The organism is Amycolatopsis sp. NPDC051372 (genome assembly GCF_040682095.1).
In the GTDB taxonomy this organism is placed as follows: Bacteria; Actinomycetota; Actinomycetes; order Mycobacteriales; family Pseudonocardiaceae; genus Amycolatopsis.
The window spans coordinates 128,524-144,483 of record NZ_JBFBAF010000009.1 but is presented as its reverse complement, the minus strand read 5'-3'; the positions used below and the strand labels follow the sequence as shown (position 1 = coordinate 144,483).

General features: G+C 68.2%; 10 protein-coding genes. All 10 read left to right on the top strand.

Annotated elements, in window-relative coordinates; genetic code table 11:
• Positions 1–342 precede the first annotated feature (342 nt).
• The 10 genes from lnt (at position 343) to AB0M56_RS16020 (ending at position 15,917) form a co-directional block, all read left to right on the top strand.
• Positions 343–1,776 carry an apolipoprotein N-acyltransferase gene (lnt, locus tag AB0M56_RS16065; RefSeq protein WP_364176068.1) on the top strand — a complete coding sequence of 478 codons (1,434 nt, stop codon included), beginning with the start codon at positions 343–345 and terminating at the stop codon, positions 1,774–1,776.
• A 303-nt stretch (positions 1,777–2,079) separates the two neighbouring features.
• Entirely contained in the window at positions 2,080–3,162 is a 1,083-nt protein-coding gene (locus tag AB0M56_RS16060) for a substrate-binding domain-containing protein (protein ID WP_364176066.1), read from the top strand.
• Between the two features lie 11 nt (positions 3,163–3,173).
• Positions 3,174–4,007: an ATP-binding cassette domain-containing protein gene (locus AB0M56_RS16055; RefSeq protein ID WP_364176063.1), complete on the top strand. Its 834-nt coding sequence runs from the start codon at positions 3,174–3,176 to the stop codon at positions 4,005–4,007.
• Entirely contained in the window at positions 4,004–5,260 is a 1,257-nt protein-coding gene (locus tag AB0M56_RS16050) for a hypothetical protein (protein WP_364176060.1), read from the top strand. The genes AB0M56_RS16055 and AB0M56_RS16050 overlap by 4 nt, the downstream gene beginning before the upstream one ends.
• 44 nt (positions 5,261–5,304) lie before the next feature.
• The gene (locus AB0M56_RS16045; protein ID WP_364176057.1) at positions 5,305–6,441 is read left to right on the top strand and encodes an enolase C-terminal domain-like protein; all 1,137 of its coding nucleotides are present in this window, start codon (positions 5,305–5,307) and stop codon (positions 6,439–6,441) included.
• Complete coding sequence (locus AB0M56_RS16040; protein ID WP_364176056.1) at positions 6,428–7,399, top strand: substrate-binding domain-containing protein; 972 nt, start codon at positions 6,428–6,430, stop codon at positions 7,397–7,399. The genes AB0M56_RS16045 and AB0M56_RS16040 overlap by 14 nt, the downstream gene beginning before the upstream one ends.
• A gap of 149 nt (positions 7,400–7,548) precedes the next feature.
• The gene (locus tag AB0M56_RS16035) at positions 7,549–8,673 is read left to right on the top strand and encodes an ROK family protein (RefSeq protein WP_364176053.1); all 1,125 of its coding nucleotides are present in this window, start codon (positions 7,549–7,551) and stop codon (positions 8,671–8,673) included.
• Between the two features lie 286 nt (positions 8,674–8,959).
• On the top strand, positions 8,960–9,157 hold the full coding sequence (locus tag AB0M56_RS16030; RefSeq protein WP_285966270.1) for a LuxR C-terminal-related transcriptional regulator: 198 nt from the start codon (positions 8,960–8,962) through the stop codon (positions 9,155–9,157).
• Between the two features lie 447 nt (positions 9,158–9,604).
• Complete coding sequence (locus AB0M56_RS16025; protein WP_364176050.1) at positions 9,605–13,087, top strand: glycosyl hydrolase; 3,483 nt, start codon at positions 9,605–9,607, stop codon at positions 13,085–13,087.
• Positions 13,088–13,139: 52 nt separating this feature from the next.
• Entirely contained in the window at positions 13,140–15,917 is a 2,778-nt protein-coding gene (locus AB0M56_RS16020) for a family 78 glycoside hydrolase catalytic domain (RefSeq protein ID WP_364176047.1), read from the top strand.
• Positions 15,918–15,960 lie beyond the last annotated feature (43 nt).

The window sequence follows — 15,960 nt, the reverse complement described above, 5'->3', positions numbered from 1 at the left end:
GGTGGTGGTCGGCGTCTTGTTTGAACGCCGGGTGTTCCACGTTTTGCTCGCCACCCGCGACCGGAATGAAGGCATGGCCACGTTCACCGAGAAGTGCCCACCCGAGTTCCATCACGCCTGACTCAGGTCGGACCGTGCATCGGCGGCAACCCGTTTGACGTAGTCCTGGTCGGCTCGGTACCGCCTGGTAGGGGTGGGCGCGCGGAGGATGCTCGGCGGGCCGGGAGGTGCGGTGATCTGGCCCGACTCACGCCTGGCGGGGAGTAGCGTGCTGGTATGCCTGTTGCCGTGCGGGTGCGTCGGTGGGCGGTGCGTGGGCTGGCTTTGCCGTGTGGTTGCGTGGTGGCGCTGGCCTTCCCGGCTGCCGATGCGTGGTGGCTGGGGTGGGTCGGGCTGGTCCCGCTGGTGTTGTTGCTCGGGCGCGCGGGCTCGTACGGTGAGGCGGCTTGGCGGAGTTCGCTAGCCGCGGTCGGGTTCTTTGTCGTTGTGCTGCAGTGGCTGCTGCCGAACATCGGAATGCTGGCGCTTGTGGTGGGCGTTGTGGTCGCCGCCCTCTGGGTGCCGTTCGGGCTGGCGACGTACGGGCTGCTGCGAGAACCGTCCGGTGCGCGGGTGGCCTTGGCGGTGGTGGTGCTGCCGTCGGTCTGGGTCAGCGTCGAAGCGCTGCGTTCGTGGGAAGGTCTGGGCGGTGCTTGGGGTCTTGTCGGTTTGACGCAGTGGCAGGTGCGGCCGGTGCTGGCCGTGGCGTCGCTGGGTGGGGTGTGGTTGCTCAGCTTCGTGTTGGTGGCCGTCAATGTCGGGCTTGCTGCCGTGTTTCTTCCCGGCGCCCGCAGGGCAGCGCGGCTGCTCGGGGGAGGACTCGCCGTCGTGTTCGCCGCACTCGCGATCGGCTATGGGCTGCTCCGGCCGGAACCGGTGGTGACCGGCAGCGTCCGTGTAGTGGGGGTGCAGCCTGGCGTCGTGTACGGAGGAGACGAGCGTTTGGCGGCGCATCTGGAATTGACCCAAAGGGCCGCCGGTCTGGGGCAGGGCATGGTGGTCTGGGGGCAGAGCAGCGTGCCGTTCGACCCGGCGAGCCGTCCCGATGTGATGGGCCGGTTGCGCCAGGCCGCGGCGATCGCGGGAAGCGACGTGCTCGTCAACGTCGACGCGCGAGCAGCGGACGGCCGGATCAGGAAGACGACTCAGCAGTACGGACCCGATGGTTTGGTTGGTACGTATGAGAAGCGGCGGCTGGTCCCGTTCGGCGAGTACGTGCCGATGCGGCAGCTGCTGGGAAAGGTGCTTCGGGGCACCGCCATCGCCGAGGAAGATCGGGCCCCGGGCCGAGAGCCGGTGGTGCTGCGGGTCGGCGGGACTCGGGTGGGCCCACTGATCTCCTACGAGTCGATCTTTCCCGACCTGCGCCGGGAACTCGTTCGGCTGCACGCCGACGTCACGGTGGCGCAGGGCTCGCTCACGTCGTTCCACGGAACCTGGGTACAACCGCAACAGGCGAGTGCCGAGGCGGTGCGGGCGGTGGAGTCCGGTCGATCCGCCGTCCTGGTGGAGCTGAACGGAACATCCGCGGCGTTCGACGCGCGGGGCAGGCAGCTGGCCTGGATGCCGCCGGACGAGCGCGGGATCTTCGTGGTCGATGTGCCACTGTACGAGGAGATCACTCCCTACGTGCGATGGGGCGATTGGGTTCCGCGCACGGCTTTCGCGATCACCGTGATCGGCATCGTCTTGCTGGTCGCGCGCTGGGCGTCGTCGCGAGTGACCGGGCTTCACTGACGACCTTCGTCGATGGCGAAATGGTGAAGTCGAATAAATCGACTTCGTGCGCGCCTGCGATTTCGGCTATTGGCGACCCTGCATTGCAGACCCCGACGGGGTGATTCCCGGCTCGGTAGTTCTGTTCGTGAACGGCGCTAGATGAACAGAATCGGCAAATACTTTCGAATATTGCCCGTTTGTTCTGTTCACTAGTTGACAGAACCGGCCTCGGCTGATGAAACTGTCCGGCGAGCAGGGCCGTGCACGAATCGACGCGCGGTTCCCCCGGAGCAGAGCATGCGCCAGCCAGAGGAGCTGTCAATGAAGAGAGCCTGCTTGTCCACGGTGTTGATGGCGTTGGCCGTCGGGGTGAGCGCGTCGGCGTGTGCCGCCGAGGTGCAGCCGTCGCGGTCCGGCGAGGGTGGGTGCACGATCGCGTTCCTCTTGCCCGAGAACACGACGCCGCGCTACGAAGCCAAAGATCACCCGCTGTTCCTCGATGCCGTGAAGGCCCAGGATTCCAGCTGCAAGGTGCTGTACTTCAACGCCGCGAACGCGGCGGACAAGCAGCAACAGCAAGCCGAGTCGGCGCTCGCGCAGGGCGCGCAGGTGCTGGTGCTCGACGCGGCGAACGTGAACAGTTCGGCTGCCATCGTGCAGGAGGCGAAAGCCAAGGGCGTGCCGACGGTCGCCTACGACCGCACCGCCGGCGGCCCGCTGGCGTACCGCACGGGGTTCGACAACGTCGAGGTCGGCAAGACCCAGGCGAACGCCATGATCAAGGCGATGCAGGTTGCGGGACACAGTGCCGGCAACATCGTCATGATCAACGGTGTGCCGGACACCACAGGAGCGTTCTTCAAGCAGGGCGCGCACGAGGTCTTCGACAAGTCCGGGTACAAGATCGCCGCCGAGTACGACACCGACGGGTGGTCGCCGACCAACGCCACCACAGAGATGACGCAGGCGATCGCGAAGATCGGTGCGCACGACATCGTCGGCGTCTACGCGGCGAACGACACGCTGGCCGGCGCGGCGGTCACCGCGATGCGCCAGGCGAACATCTCGCCGATCCCACCGGTGACGGGTCTCGACGCGACCGACGAGGGTCTGCAGCGCATCGTGCTCGGTACCCAGTACATGACCACGTACAAGAATCTCAAGGCCGAGGCGGACGCGGCGGCCAAGATCGCCATCCTCCTCGCGCACGGCAAGCCGCTGCCGCCGGCACCGATGGTGAAGAACGTGACCGGCGACGAAGTGCCGACGCAGCTGCTGCCGCCGATCGCCGTCACCGTCGACAACATCAAGTCGACGGTGATCGCCGACGGGTTCGCGACGTCGGCCGAGGTGTGCGGGGGCGGCGCGGCCGACGCGTGCGCTCGGGCCGGTATCACAGGGTGAAGGAAACAGCTGTGGCAACGGAACACGAAAACGGGCAGGGCAGGGTCCTGCTTTCGCTGGCGCACGCCGAGAAGTCCTACGGTGCCGTGCACGCCCTGCAGGATGTTGCGTTCGAAGCGCGGGCGGGGGAGATCGTGGCACTGGTCGGCGACAACGGCGCCGGCAAGAGCACGCTGATCAAAGCGATCGCCGGGGTGTCGCCCGCGGACTCCGGGCAGATCACCTTCGAAGGCAACCCCGTGACGGTGGCGACACCGCAGGACGCGGCCAAGCTCGGGATCGCGACCGTCTATCAGGATCTGGCTCTGTGCGACAACCTCGACGTCGTCGCCAACCTCTTTCTCGGCCGGGAGAAGATGTTGACGGGCCCGTACCGGACCGCCAGGTTGCTCGACAAGATCGACATGGCGAAGCAGGTGCGAGCTCTGCTGGCCGGCCTCGGCGCTCGGATTCCGAACGTGCTGGCCCGGGTCGAGGACCTCTCGGGCGGGCAGCGGCAGGCCGTCGCCATCGCGCGAGCGATCCTCGGCGAGCCGAAGGTCGTGCTCCTGGACGAACCGACGGCGGCCCTGGGAGTGGCACAGACCGCGCAGGTGCTCCAGCTGCTCAGGCGGTTGAAGGCACGCGGTCTCGGCGTCGTCGTGATCAGCCACAACCTCGCCGACGTGTTCGCCGTGGCCGATCGGATCTGCGTGCTCCGGCTGGGTCGCAACGCGGGGGAGTTCTCCACCTCGGCGGCCACGCACGAACAGGTGGTCTCCGCGATCACCGGCCTGACCTCGGCCACGGATCTCGGCGCCGGCCGGGAGCTGCACGGCATCACCTCGGGAGGTGACCTCGCATGAGTCCGGAAAGGACAGTCGAAGAGCTGCCGCAAGTCGAGACGACTGCTGCAACGTCAGAGCCGGTACCGCTCGGTCAGGCCGCGCCGACGCTGGGGGAGCTCGTCCGCGCCAAGGCGAAGCAGATCCGCAAGGGCGACGTGGGAAGCCTGTCGGTCTACCTCGGCCTCGTCCTGATCTGGATCGTCTTCCAGCTCGTCAACAACCGGTTCCTCTCTGACGACAACGTGCACAACCTCGCGCGCCAGATTTCCTACGGTGGCGTGATTTCACTGGGCGTGGTCATGGTTCTGCTGATCGGCGAGGTCGATCTGTCCATCGGCTCGGTCTGCGGCCTCGGAGCGGCCATCCTCGCCGTCCTCGTCCAGAACAACGGCTGGAACCCCATCCTGGGGATCGTGGCGACCGTCGCGGCCGGGGGAGTGCTCGGCGCCCTCCAAGGGTTCATCCGAACACGGCTCAACGTTCCGTCGTTCATCGTGACGCTCGGCGGTCTGCTGCTCTTCCTCGGTCTGCAACTGCGGTTCCTGGGTAAGACCGGCACGATCCTGTTCCCCTTCGGCGGCACCATCTCCCAGCTGGAGGGCCGCAGCCTCGCGCCGGTGGCGGGCTACGGGCTTGCCGCGGTCGCGGTGGTGTGTTTCCTGGTGCTGGGGCTGACCAGCAGGCGACGGCACGTGCGCTCCGGGGTGAGCGCACCGCCGCTGGGTCTGCTGGTGGTCCAGGTGGTCGGTCTCGCCGTCGCGCTGTTCGTCGTGGTGTGGGAGCTCAACCGAGCGGTCGGTGTTCCGTTGGCGCTGATCATCTTCCTGGTTCTCGCGGTCTTCTTCTGGGTTTTGATCACCCAGACCCGATACGGCCAGCGGGTGCGCGCCGTCGGTGGAAACGCTGAAGCAGCACGTCGCGCCGGGATCAACGTGGACCGGATTCGCGTGTCCGTCTTCGCCATTTCCGGCGCCATGGCCGCCGCGGGAGGCGTGCTGTCGGCTTCCTACGTCGGCGCTGCCTCGCAGGACCTCGGTGGAAGCACGCTGCTGCTGTACTCGATCGCCGCGGCGGTCATCGGCGGCACCAGCTTGTTCGGCGGCCGGGGCAGCGCGTGGTCGGCGGTCATCGGCTGGCTCGTCATCGGGTCGATCTACAACGGCATGTACCTGCTCAACCTCGTCTCCGACCTGCAGTACATGGTGATCGGCGCCGTGCTCGTCGCCGCCGTGGTCGTCGACTCGATTTCCCGCCGGCGCGCGACCACCTGATCGCGCACCCGGCTGACTCCAGCAGCAGTTCCAGGGAGGAACACTTGAAGATCACCGACATCACCGGCACCGCCGTCCGCGCCGACTACCGGCCCGAGTACATGAAGGACAAGCGGTACTACGTCAAGGACGAGACCCAGGTCAACGTCATCGTGCAGATCCACACCGACGAAGGTGTCGTGGGCATCGGCGAAGCAGCCCACTGCCCTGGACTCTACGGTGAGACCGCGCCCTCGACGATGGGTGGCATCGACCTGCTCAAGCCGGGTCTCGTCGGTCTCGACCCCTTGCAGCTGACCAAAGCGAACACGCTGATGGACCGCTACTCGCCGGCCGGCAATGTCGCGGCGAAGGCCGGCATCGACATCGCGCTGCACGACCTGGCGGGCAAGATCCTCGGCATTCCGGTGTACCAGCTTCTCGGCGGGCGGATGCACGACGGCGTGCCCACCCACATCACGCCGGCCACCTACGAGGACACCGCCAGCGACATGGCCCGGCTGATGACGCAGGGCTACCGGTTCTTCAAGCAGAAGATGAGCGGCGACACGGAGTACGACCTCGACATCGTCCGGTCCTTGTTGCCGGTGATCGGGGATCTCGCGACGCTGAGCCTGGACGCGAACCAGGCCTGGTCGGTCAACCAGACTCTCTTGATCGCCGAAGTGCTGGAGAAGGAGGTGCCGCTGCACCAGAAGGTCATCCTCGAGCAACCGGTGCTGGCCAACGACTTCAGCGGCCTGGCGAAGATCCGCCGATCGACGCGGTTCCCGGTCATGGCCGACGACGGGATCCGCACCGTGGCCGACCTCAACCGCGTCATCGAGTCCGAAGCCGCCGACATCGTCAGCCTGAAGATCAGCCGCGTCGGGGGCGTCCAGAAGTGCCAGCAGATGATCCGGGTCGCCGAGGCACACAACGTCGACTACATCGTCGACGAGATCAACGAGATGAAGGTGGCGAACACGGCCGTTGCCCACCTCGCGGTGGCTTCGCGCAATCCGCTCTACACGGGCGTCGCGTGCCACACGCTGTTCGAACAGGACATCGTGAGCTCGGGCGGCGTGACGATCGTCGAAGGTGTGGCGAACGTGAGCGACCGTCCGGGCCTCGGAATCGGCTCGGAGTCGGTGTTGGGCGTCGACCTGGAATCGACCGCGGTGCGCTATGAATACGCCTGACCGGGCCGGCGGGTGGAACCGCAGGCTGACGATCGCGGTGATCGAGAAGAACCGCGGACCGTACTGGGACATGGTCAACGCCGGCTGGCGCGACGCCGCCGAACGCTGGGGACTCGACGTGGTCTTCAAAGCCCCCGAGTACGAATCTGTCGACGACCAGGTGGAGGCGATGCGGCGGCACCTCACGAAACGCGTGGACGGGTTGGCTTTTGTCGCGACCCGCGAGTCGGCCTTCGACACCGTGGTCGCCGAGGCGACCGGTGCCGGGGTGCCGGTCGTGACGTTCGACCTCGACGCGCCCGGCTGCGGCCGGGCGCTGTACGTCGGCATGCCGACGCCGGTCGAGCTGGGCCGTCAGGCCGGTCGCTTGCTCGCACAGCAGGTGCCGGCCGGCGCGCGTGTTCTCGCGCAGACCGGCTCCACCCATGCTCATGGTGCAGCCGGGAAACTGCGCGGGTTCCGCGAGGTGATGGCCGAAGCCGGCATCGAGGTGGTCGGCGGTGACGACGACGGCGAACACATCAACATCGCTGCCGCGAACGTCCGCAGGCTGCTGGCGGAGTATCCGGATGTCGCCGGTTGCTACGGCGTCTACGGCTACCACGCCGCTGTCCAGGCCGCGGCCGTCGAAGACGCAGGCCGGATGGGCGAGGTAGCGATTGTCGGCAACGACATGCTGCCCGAGACCGCGGCCGCTATCCGGCGCGGATCCGTTTTCGCGAGCATCTGGATCCGTGAGTACTACTTCGGCTACTACGCGGCCGCCGCGATCGCGCTCGCCGCTCGTCTCGGGACCGCGGACGCACTGACGCTGCTGGGCTTCGCCCCGGTGGGCCTCGAGGGAAACCAGCGGCGACTTCAGCCGCAGGTGATCACCGCGGACAACCTCGCGGAGTTCGAGCAGTGGGCGCTAGCTCGCGGGGTGTTCGAACGGACCGCCGCCACGGGGAACACGTGACCAATCGACCCGCGTCGCGGATACGCTGGAAGATCGGGGAAGCCAATGGGGGTGGAGAGGTGACCAACGGACCGTCCCGGGCATCCGGCCCGGCACCGAGCCCGTCGCAGAGGGAGCATGTCCTCTACGCGCTGAGCCGCTACGGTCCGATGAGCCGAGCCCGTTTGCGGGAGGTCACCGGGCGTTCGCGGACATCGGTGTGGGCGGTCGTGAGCGATCTCGTCGCCGACGGCACCGTGGTCGAGGACGTGCCCGATCCGGATGCCCGTGGTTCGCACAGCGGCAGGCCGCCCGGGCTCCTGCGGCTCGCCAAGACTGCCGACGCGGTGGTCGGCGTCGATTTCGGCCGGACCCACATCCGGGCCGCGCTGGCCGACCTGTCGGGCCGGATCCTCGCCGAGCAGCAAGTGCTGATGCAGGTCGACGACTTCGCCGCGGAGTCGTTGTCCGCGGCCGCCAAGCTGGTCACCGAGCTGACTGCCGAGGCGGGGATAGACCGGGAGGTGGTCCGGCAGGTGGTCGTCGGGCTGCCCGCCCCGGTCAATCGGGCGACGGGGAGCATCACCCTGGGCCGCGTCCTCAACAACTGGGCAGGCGTGGTGCCGGCGACCGAACTCGAAGAACGGATCGGCATGCCGGTCTGGCTCGAGAACAACGCCAACCTCGGCGCGCTGGCGGAAGCGTGGCAAGGTGTCGCGAGCGGAATCGACGACGTGCTCTACGTGAAGGTGTCCAGTGGCATCGGTGCCGGGCTCGTCCTGAACGGGAAGCTCTACAAGGGCGCCGCCGGGATCGCCGGCGAGATCGGCCACGTCCTGGTCGACGAATACGGTGCGCTGTGCTGGTGCGGCAGTCGTGGTTGCCTCGACACGCTCGCCTCGGGCCGGCGCATCATCGAGCTGCTGCAGCCCACCCGAAGCGAACCCCTGACCCTCGACGGGGTCGTTCAGCTCGTGCGCGATGGGGAACCGCTGGCCTGCCGAATCGTGTCCGACGCCGGGCGGACACTCGGCCAGGCGATCGCTGACCTGTGCGCCAGCCTGAATCCCGGGGCGGTCGTCCTCGGTGGCCTGGTCAGCGCCGCAGGTGACGTGCTCGTGGACGCCGTCGGGGAAAGCGTGCGGCGGTACGCACAGCCGGCGATCACCGATGGCCTGCAGCTGTTGCGCTCGTCGTTGGGAACGCGCGCCGAAGTCGTCGGGGCGGTCACGTTCGCGCTGGACTCGACCAGGCGGCGGCTTGCCGACGACCGCGGTTTGTCGGGATTCGACTAGCTTGCGCGGTGTCCGCGGGGCGGCTGATGGCCAGTCAGGTGCCGTTGCTATTGAAACGTCATAAGTCACATGTGCCTTAGCGACACAACCCTGCGTGCGTGATCTTGGCGCTCGTTGACGGGACTCGCGGGCGCATAGTAGCGTCACATCGCCAGGATTGTGAAACCTTTCAATCCGGAGGTCGCGATGACGCGCCAGGATCCGAGCGGGACGCCTCGGTTGGCAGGTCCAGGCGGACGAGGACGTCGCGTGTTGTCGTTGCGGAGTGGCAGGGGGCGGTGATCCGGTGAACGCCACGCTCGAGCGCGAGGAGCTCGACTTGCTTGCACTCTTCGCCGAAGGGCTGCCACTGGACATCATCGCTCGCCGGCTGGAGCTGTCCGATCGCACCGTTCGCCGGCGGATGCGCTCGATCTGCGATCGCCTCGGTTTCGCCACTCCCATCCAAGCCGTGGTGTGGGCAGCTCGGCGAGGCCTCGTCTGAACGTCGCCGAGGGCGCCGACTGGCCGAATCCGGACAAGCTCTTGTCTGCCAAGGGAAACCCTCGTAATGTCCCCGTGAGGTAAAACGATTCATAGTCGAATTCGGGCTGTACCCCGCAGGCCTCTCAGGAGCTGCTGTGCGCCATAGATCCGGCCTCCACAGGTCGCCTCCCCGTCCCACGGGTTGCCGGGACTGGTCGGCGCCGCCCCGTGTGCGGTACGCCGCACCGCGGCCGGGTTTGTAGAGCACGTCAGCACCATCGCGACACCCCGATACCGCTTTGCTCAGGCAGGCGGCGGGGGATGTTTTCGTGCGTCCAGCACACGGTTTTCGACGCGTACTTGGTGGCGTACAAGCGAAACTCGGAACTTTCGCAGGATTGCCGGCGGCGCTCAGTCGGGTCTAGATTCGCATGAATCGTTTCAGCTCGACGAAACGAGGACAGTGATGTCAACGAGCAGGCGAGGGTTTCTGCGTGGCGCGGCCGTGGTCGCGCTCGGCGCGGCGGGTGCCGCGGCATTGCCGGGCACCGCGGCGGAGGCGGCCGGAGAGTTGGAGTCCCAGGCAGGGCTGAGCGTCGCCCCGTCCGGCGGAGCCGAGCCGGTGCGCTTGGCCCTCCCGCGGCTCGCTTCGGCACTGGACGGTTCGGACGTGCTCGGCGGGTTCAGAACGCCGCCGGCGGAAGTCCTGCCCCGGGTGTGGTGGCACTGGATGAACCAGAACATCACCCAGGAGGGCATCAAGGCCGACCTGGAGTGGTTCAAACGCGCCGGGATCGGCGGGATGGTGAACTTCGACGGCGCGGGCCGGGTGCCCGTGGTCGTGCCGAATCCGTTGCCGTACATGTCCGACGGCTGGAAGGCGGCCTTCCGCTACGCGATGCAGCAGGCCGACCGGCTCGGCCTCGAGGCCGACGTCGCTTGTTCACCGGGGTGGTCGGAGACCGGCGGGCCTTGGGTGACGGCCGAAGACGCGATGAAGAAGTACGTGTGGACCGAGACGTGGGTCTCGGGCGGGCAGAGCCAGGTGAAGCTGCCGCAACCGCCCGCGGTCGCCGGCCAGTTCGGGGATGCGGCGGCGGCCTCGTCCACGCCTACCCCGTTGCCTGCTTTCTACCGGGACGCGCGCGTGTTCGCCTACCGCGTCCCGAACGGAACCCAGAACCAAGCGGCTCTCGCACCCGAGGTCTTCGCCAGCGGGCTGCAGGCCGACCCGAAGGCGGCGCCGACGTCGAACGGCGACCAGGGTGTCTCGCTGGAGGTCGCCAAGCTGTCGAACGCTTCGGTCGCCGACGCCCAGTACCTGCCCGCTCCGGGGGCCGGCGGAACCTGGGTGCGCTTCGAATACCAGCGCCCGGTCACGGTCACCGGGGTCACGATCGCCGCGGGTGCCGCGTTCAGCGGGTGGAACGACGTCGTCGAGTACGGGCCGTCGGCGCAGGTCTACAGCAGCGATGACGGTCGGCAGTGGACACTGCTGACACAGGGTGTCTACAGCGGGGTGCAGCGCACCCTGTTCGTCCCGCAGACCACGGCCAAGTACTTCAAGGTCGTGTTCGGCCAGAGCTCCACCGCGCCGTCGTCGGCTCCGATCGCCTTGGCGAGCTTGATCCTGCGCACCGTCGCGACCGTGCACGAGTTCGAGGTGAAGGCGGGGTTCGGGCAGACGGCGAATTACTACCACGTCGCCACCCCTTCCCAGGGCGGCGTGGCGGCGGTCCGGCGGTCCGACGTCGTCGACCTCACCGGCCGGATGGCCCCGGACGGGACGTTGAACTGGCGGGCGCCGGCCGGTACGTGGGTGGTGGTCCGCCTCGGGTACAGCCTCACCGGTCACCAGAACGGCCCGGCGTCGACCGCGGCCACCGGCTTGGAGGTCGACAAGCTCGACGCCGGCCGCGTCCGCAAGTACCTCAACACCTACCTCGACATGCTCACCGACGCCGCCGGCAAGGACCTCTTCGGCCGCCGCGGCCTGACCGGCCTGCTCAACGACAGCTACGAAGCGGGTTACCAGAACTGGACCGAATCGCTGTTGGACGAGTTCCGCGAGCGCCGTGGCTACGACCCGGTTCCGCACCTGCCGGTGCTCACCGGTGTCCCTGTCGACAGCGCCGCCGACGCGGACAAGTTCCTGTGGGACTGGCGGCGGACGCTTAATGAGCTGCTGGCCCAGAACCACTACCAGGTCATCCCGGCCGAAGCCCACAAACGCGGCATCCAGCGCACCTACGCCGAGGCGCAGGAGGACAAACGCGGCTGGTTCGGCGACGACCTGGAGATGCGGCAGTACGCGGACTTCCCGATGGGCGCGTCGGGGGAGGCGTTCGCGCCGGGAGACCAGTCGTTCGAGACCTACCGGGTCGACACGCGTGGCGCCGCGTCGGTCGCGCACATCTACGGCCGGCCGCACGCCGCGGTCGAGGCGTTCACCTTCACCCCGCAGGGCTTCACCCCGAAGGATCTCAAGCCGCTGGCCGACGAAATGCTCGCCCAGGGCGCGACCCGGTTCATGATCCACACCTCGGTGCATCAGCCGCTCGACCGCGGTCCCGGCGTGACACTGAACGGCATCGGGTCGTTCTTCACCCGGCTGGAGACCTGGGCCGAGTTGGCGAAGCCGTGGACGACGTACCTGTCGCGGTGCAGCTGGCTGCTGTCGCGCGGCACGCACGTCGCCGACGTCGCGTACTTCTACGGACAGGAAGCCCCCGCGACCGGCGTGTGGGGCCGCACCTTCCGCCAGACCGACCAGCCGATCGGGTACGACTACGACTTCGTCAACGGCACGGTCATCCTGAACGAGATGTCGGTGCGCGACGGCCGGATCGGCACTCGCTCCGGCCAGGCGTACGCGCTGCTCCAGCTCGGCGGCGATGCCCAGCCGATCACGCTGGCGGTGCTGCGCAAGCTCGCCGGGTTCGTGGACGCCGGCGCGGCGATCGCCGGGCCGAAACCGCTCGGGTCACGGAGCCTGGCCGACGACGACGCGGAGTTCCAGAAGCTGGCCACGCGTTTGTGGGGCGACGGCGAGCAGCGTGACCGCGTCGTCGGTGCTGGTCGTGTTTTCAGTGGCGTCACCGCGGCCGAGGCGCTCGCCGAGCTCGCGGTCACGCCCGACTGGACCTTCCGGCTCGACGCCATGGATCCGTTGACCGCCAACGAACCTCTGTGGCTGACGCACCGTCGCACGGACTCGGCGGACATCTACTTCGTCGTCAACCGCCGCAACGTGCGCACCACGATTCCGCTGACACTGCGTTCGGCGGGCAGTGCGGTGGAAACCTGGGATCCGGTGTCGGGCCAGACGGCTCCCATCACGTTCGACGCCACCAGCGGCGCCACGCAGCTGACCGTCGACCTCGGACCCGCCGACTCGATCTTCCTCGTCGTCTCGCACGGCAAGCCCGGGTCGAAGACCGTGACGGTGGCCGCGGATCGGCAGATCGGTGCGGTCGCCGGTGCGTGGCAGGTCGACTTCCCCGTTGATCGGGGCGCGCCGGCCAAGGCGAACTTCGCGTTCCTCCGGTCCTTCACACAGGAGAGCGACCCGGGGATCCGGTACTTCTCCGGCACCGCCACGTATTCGACGACCTTCGACGCGCCCGCGGACTGGGCCAAAATGGGCGGTCGCGTGATCCTCGACCTGGGGGAGGTGCACGACATCGCCCAGGTCACGATCAACGGTGCCGACGCGGGCATCGCCTGGCGGGCCCCGTACCGGCTCGACATCACCGGTGCGCTTCGCGGCGGCCGGAACACCCTTCAGGTCAAGGTCACCAACAGCTGGTTCAACCGGCTGGTCGGCGATCAGCAGCCCGGAGCCACGCCGGTCGCGTACGTGCAACCGCCGCTGAAGAACATCGCCGCCGGCACCGAACTCAAGCCGGCGGGCCTGCTGGGGCCCGTTCGGATCGTGAACCGTGCGTAGCGCAGCAGAGCAAGAACCCGCCCGTCCCCATTTCCGGCTGAAAGGATTTCCGATGAACCGCCGGCGCCCTGTCCTCACACTCCTCGCCGTCGCGCTGCTGGCCGTGTCCGGATCGGCAACCGCCGCCGCCGCACCGAGCAGCTCGGCGAAGCCGACCTCACTCAAGACCGAGAACCTCGCCGACCCGATCGGGATCGACGCCGGCAAGCCGCTGCTCAGCTGGCTGCCGGGGAAGGGCTCGGTGGGCCAGGCGGCCTACGAGATCCGCGCGACCCTCGAGTCACCGTCCCAGCCGGGGAAACGCGACCTGTGGGACAGCGGGAAAGTCCGTTCCGCGAGCACCTCGAACATCCCGTATGCCGGCCCGGCCCTGCACTCCCGCGACCATGTGAGCTGGCAGGTCCGCATGTGGGACACCACGGGGCGCGTCTCGACCTGGAGTGATCCGTCGAGCTGGGAGATGGGGCTGCTGTCCGCCTCCGACTGGTCGGCGCGCTGGGTCGAGAACCCGTCGTACGACTACACCCAGCCGGACGGCAAGGAAACTCCGCTGCCCGTCTTCGGCAAGTCGTTCGCCGTGCACGGTGCGGTGAAGCAAGCTCGCCTCTACACGACCGGGCTCGGTATGTACGCCGCGACCATCAACGGCCGGCCGGTCGGCGACGCCGTGCTCGAACCGGGCCAGACCACCTACTCCGCCGAGGTCGACTACCGGACCTACGACCTCACCAGGGCACTCCGGTCGGGCACGAACACCATCGGCATGGAGACCGGCAGCGGCACGTACCAGCGTGTGAAGACACCCGGGCGGTACTTCTTCGGCGGCACCCTCGAGAAGTACACCGTGTACGGCGAGCCCAAGATCATCGCCCAGCTCGAGATCACCTACCAGGACGGGCATCGGGAGGTCGTCTCCAGCGACGGCACCTGGCGGACGGCGCTCGGCGCCACCACCTTCTCCTCGTGGTGGAGCGGCGAAGAGTACGACGCCCGGCGAGCGAGCCAGTCACCGACCTCGGCCGCCGCGCTGACCAACGCGGGCTGGCAGCAGGCGAGCCCGGTCACGCTCACGCAAGCCACGACGCCGCGCGACACCACACCGTTGCGGGCCAACCCGCGCCCGCCGGTCACCGTCGCACAGACCGTGCGGCCGACCAGCATCCGCAAGCTCGCCGACGGCTCGTACATCCTCGACTTCGGGGCCAACCGTTCCGGCTGGCCCAGCGTGTCGGTCTCCGGACGAGCGGGTGACACCGTGACGATGATCCCGGCGGAGAGCCTCGCCGCCGACGGCGCCTTGGACATCGCCAGCACCGGCGCGAAACCGGGCGGCCAGATCGCCTACCGGTACACCCTTTCCGGGCACGGCAAGGAAACGTGGCACCCGCAGTTCACCTATAGCGGCTTCCGTTACCTGCAGGTGAGTGGTCTGCGCACGGCGCCGGCCAAGGACACCGTGACCGTGGACGTCATCCACGCGGCTAACCCGAGCGCGAGTGACTTCACCTCGTCCAGCGACCTGCTCAACCAGATCCACACGGTCACCGAGCGGGCGATCCAGAGCAACATGATGTCGGTCATGACCGACTGCCCGGACCGCGAGAAGGGTCCGTACACCGGCGACAACCTGCAGAACCTCGACGCCCTGCTCACCGACTACGACATGTCGGCCTACGAGCCCCAGCTGGTGCGCAACATGGCCACCGCGCAGCGGCAGCCGGGCGACGTGTCGCCGGGCTTGATCGCCAACATCGCCCCGGAGTTCCACCGCGTCGCGCCCACCACGCAGACGAAGCCCCAGGGCACGATCGAGTTCCTCGACGAAGTCAACTGGGGCGGCGCCGTCATCCGTATCCCCTGGCAGCTCTACCTCACCTACGGCGACACCCGGACCATGGCGACCTTCTACGACAACATGGTGGCCTGGCTCGACTACGAGGCGAAGAACAAGGCCGCCAACAACGGCGACATCCCCGGGCTCGGTGACTGGTCCGCGACGGACAACACCACGCCGATGCAGCTGGCCATCCTCGCCGGCTACTACACCGCGGCGAGCAACATGGCCGGTGTTGCGAAGGTCCTCGCCAAGACCGCCGACCACGAGAAGTACACCGCCTTGGCCGCACAGCTCGCCGCGGAGTTCACCACGCGCTTCCGCCACGTCGACGCGACCGGCGTCTACTACGGCAGCGACAGCGAAGCCTCCAACGCCATGGCCCTCGACGCCGGGTTGGTCGCCCCGGCCGACCGCGCCGCGGTGCTCGACCGGCTGGTGGGATCGGTGCGCAAGGCCGGCAACCACATCACCACCGGCTCGGTCGCACTCGGGCCGCTCTTCCGGGCGCTCGAGGCCGGGAACCGTGACGACGTCATCTACGACATGGTCGTCAACCCGACCTCGCCCGGCTACGGGTACTTGATCGCCAGCGGCCACACCACGCTGTCGGAGAGCCTGGACGGTGGCGGCTCGCAGAACCACCACTTCCTCGGCGCCGTGGACGCGTGGTTCATCCACGGGCTCGCCGGCATTCAGCAGACGGACGGGTCGGTCGGCTACCGCGACCTCACCATCGCGCCCGCGATCGTCGGCGGCCTGACCCACGCCGAGGGCAGCTACCAGACTCCGTACGGCACGGTCAGCAGCACGTGGACGAAATCCGCCCACGGGTTCCGGCTCCAGGTCACCGTTCCGCCGGGTGTGACCGCCACCGTGCACGTCCCGGTCGCCGCCGGGCGGAACATCCAGGCCTCCGGGCCGGGGGCCCGCCGCGTCGCCGATGCCGTCTACACCGTCGGTGCCGGCCAGCACTCGTTCACCACGACGAACTGATCGGCTGTGTCCGATGTGGCCGACCGGCCACATCGGACACAGC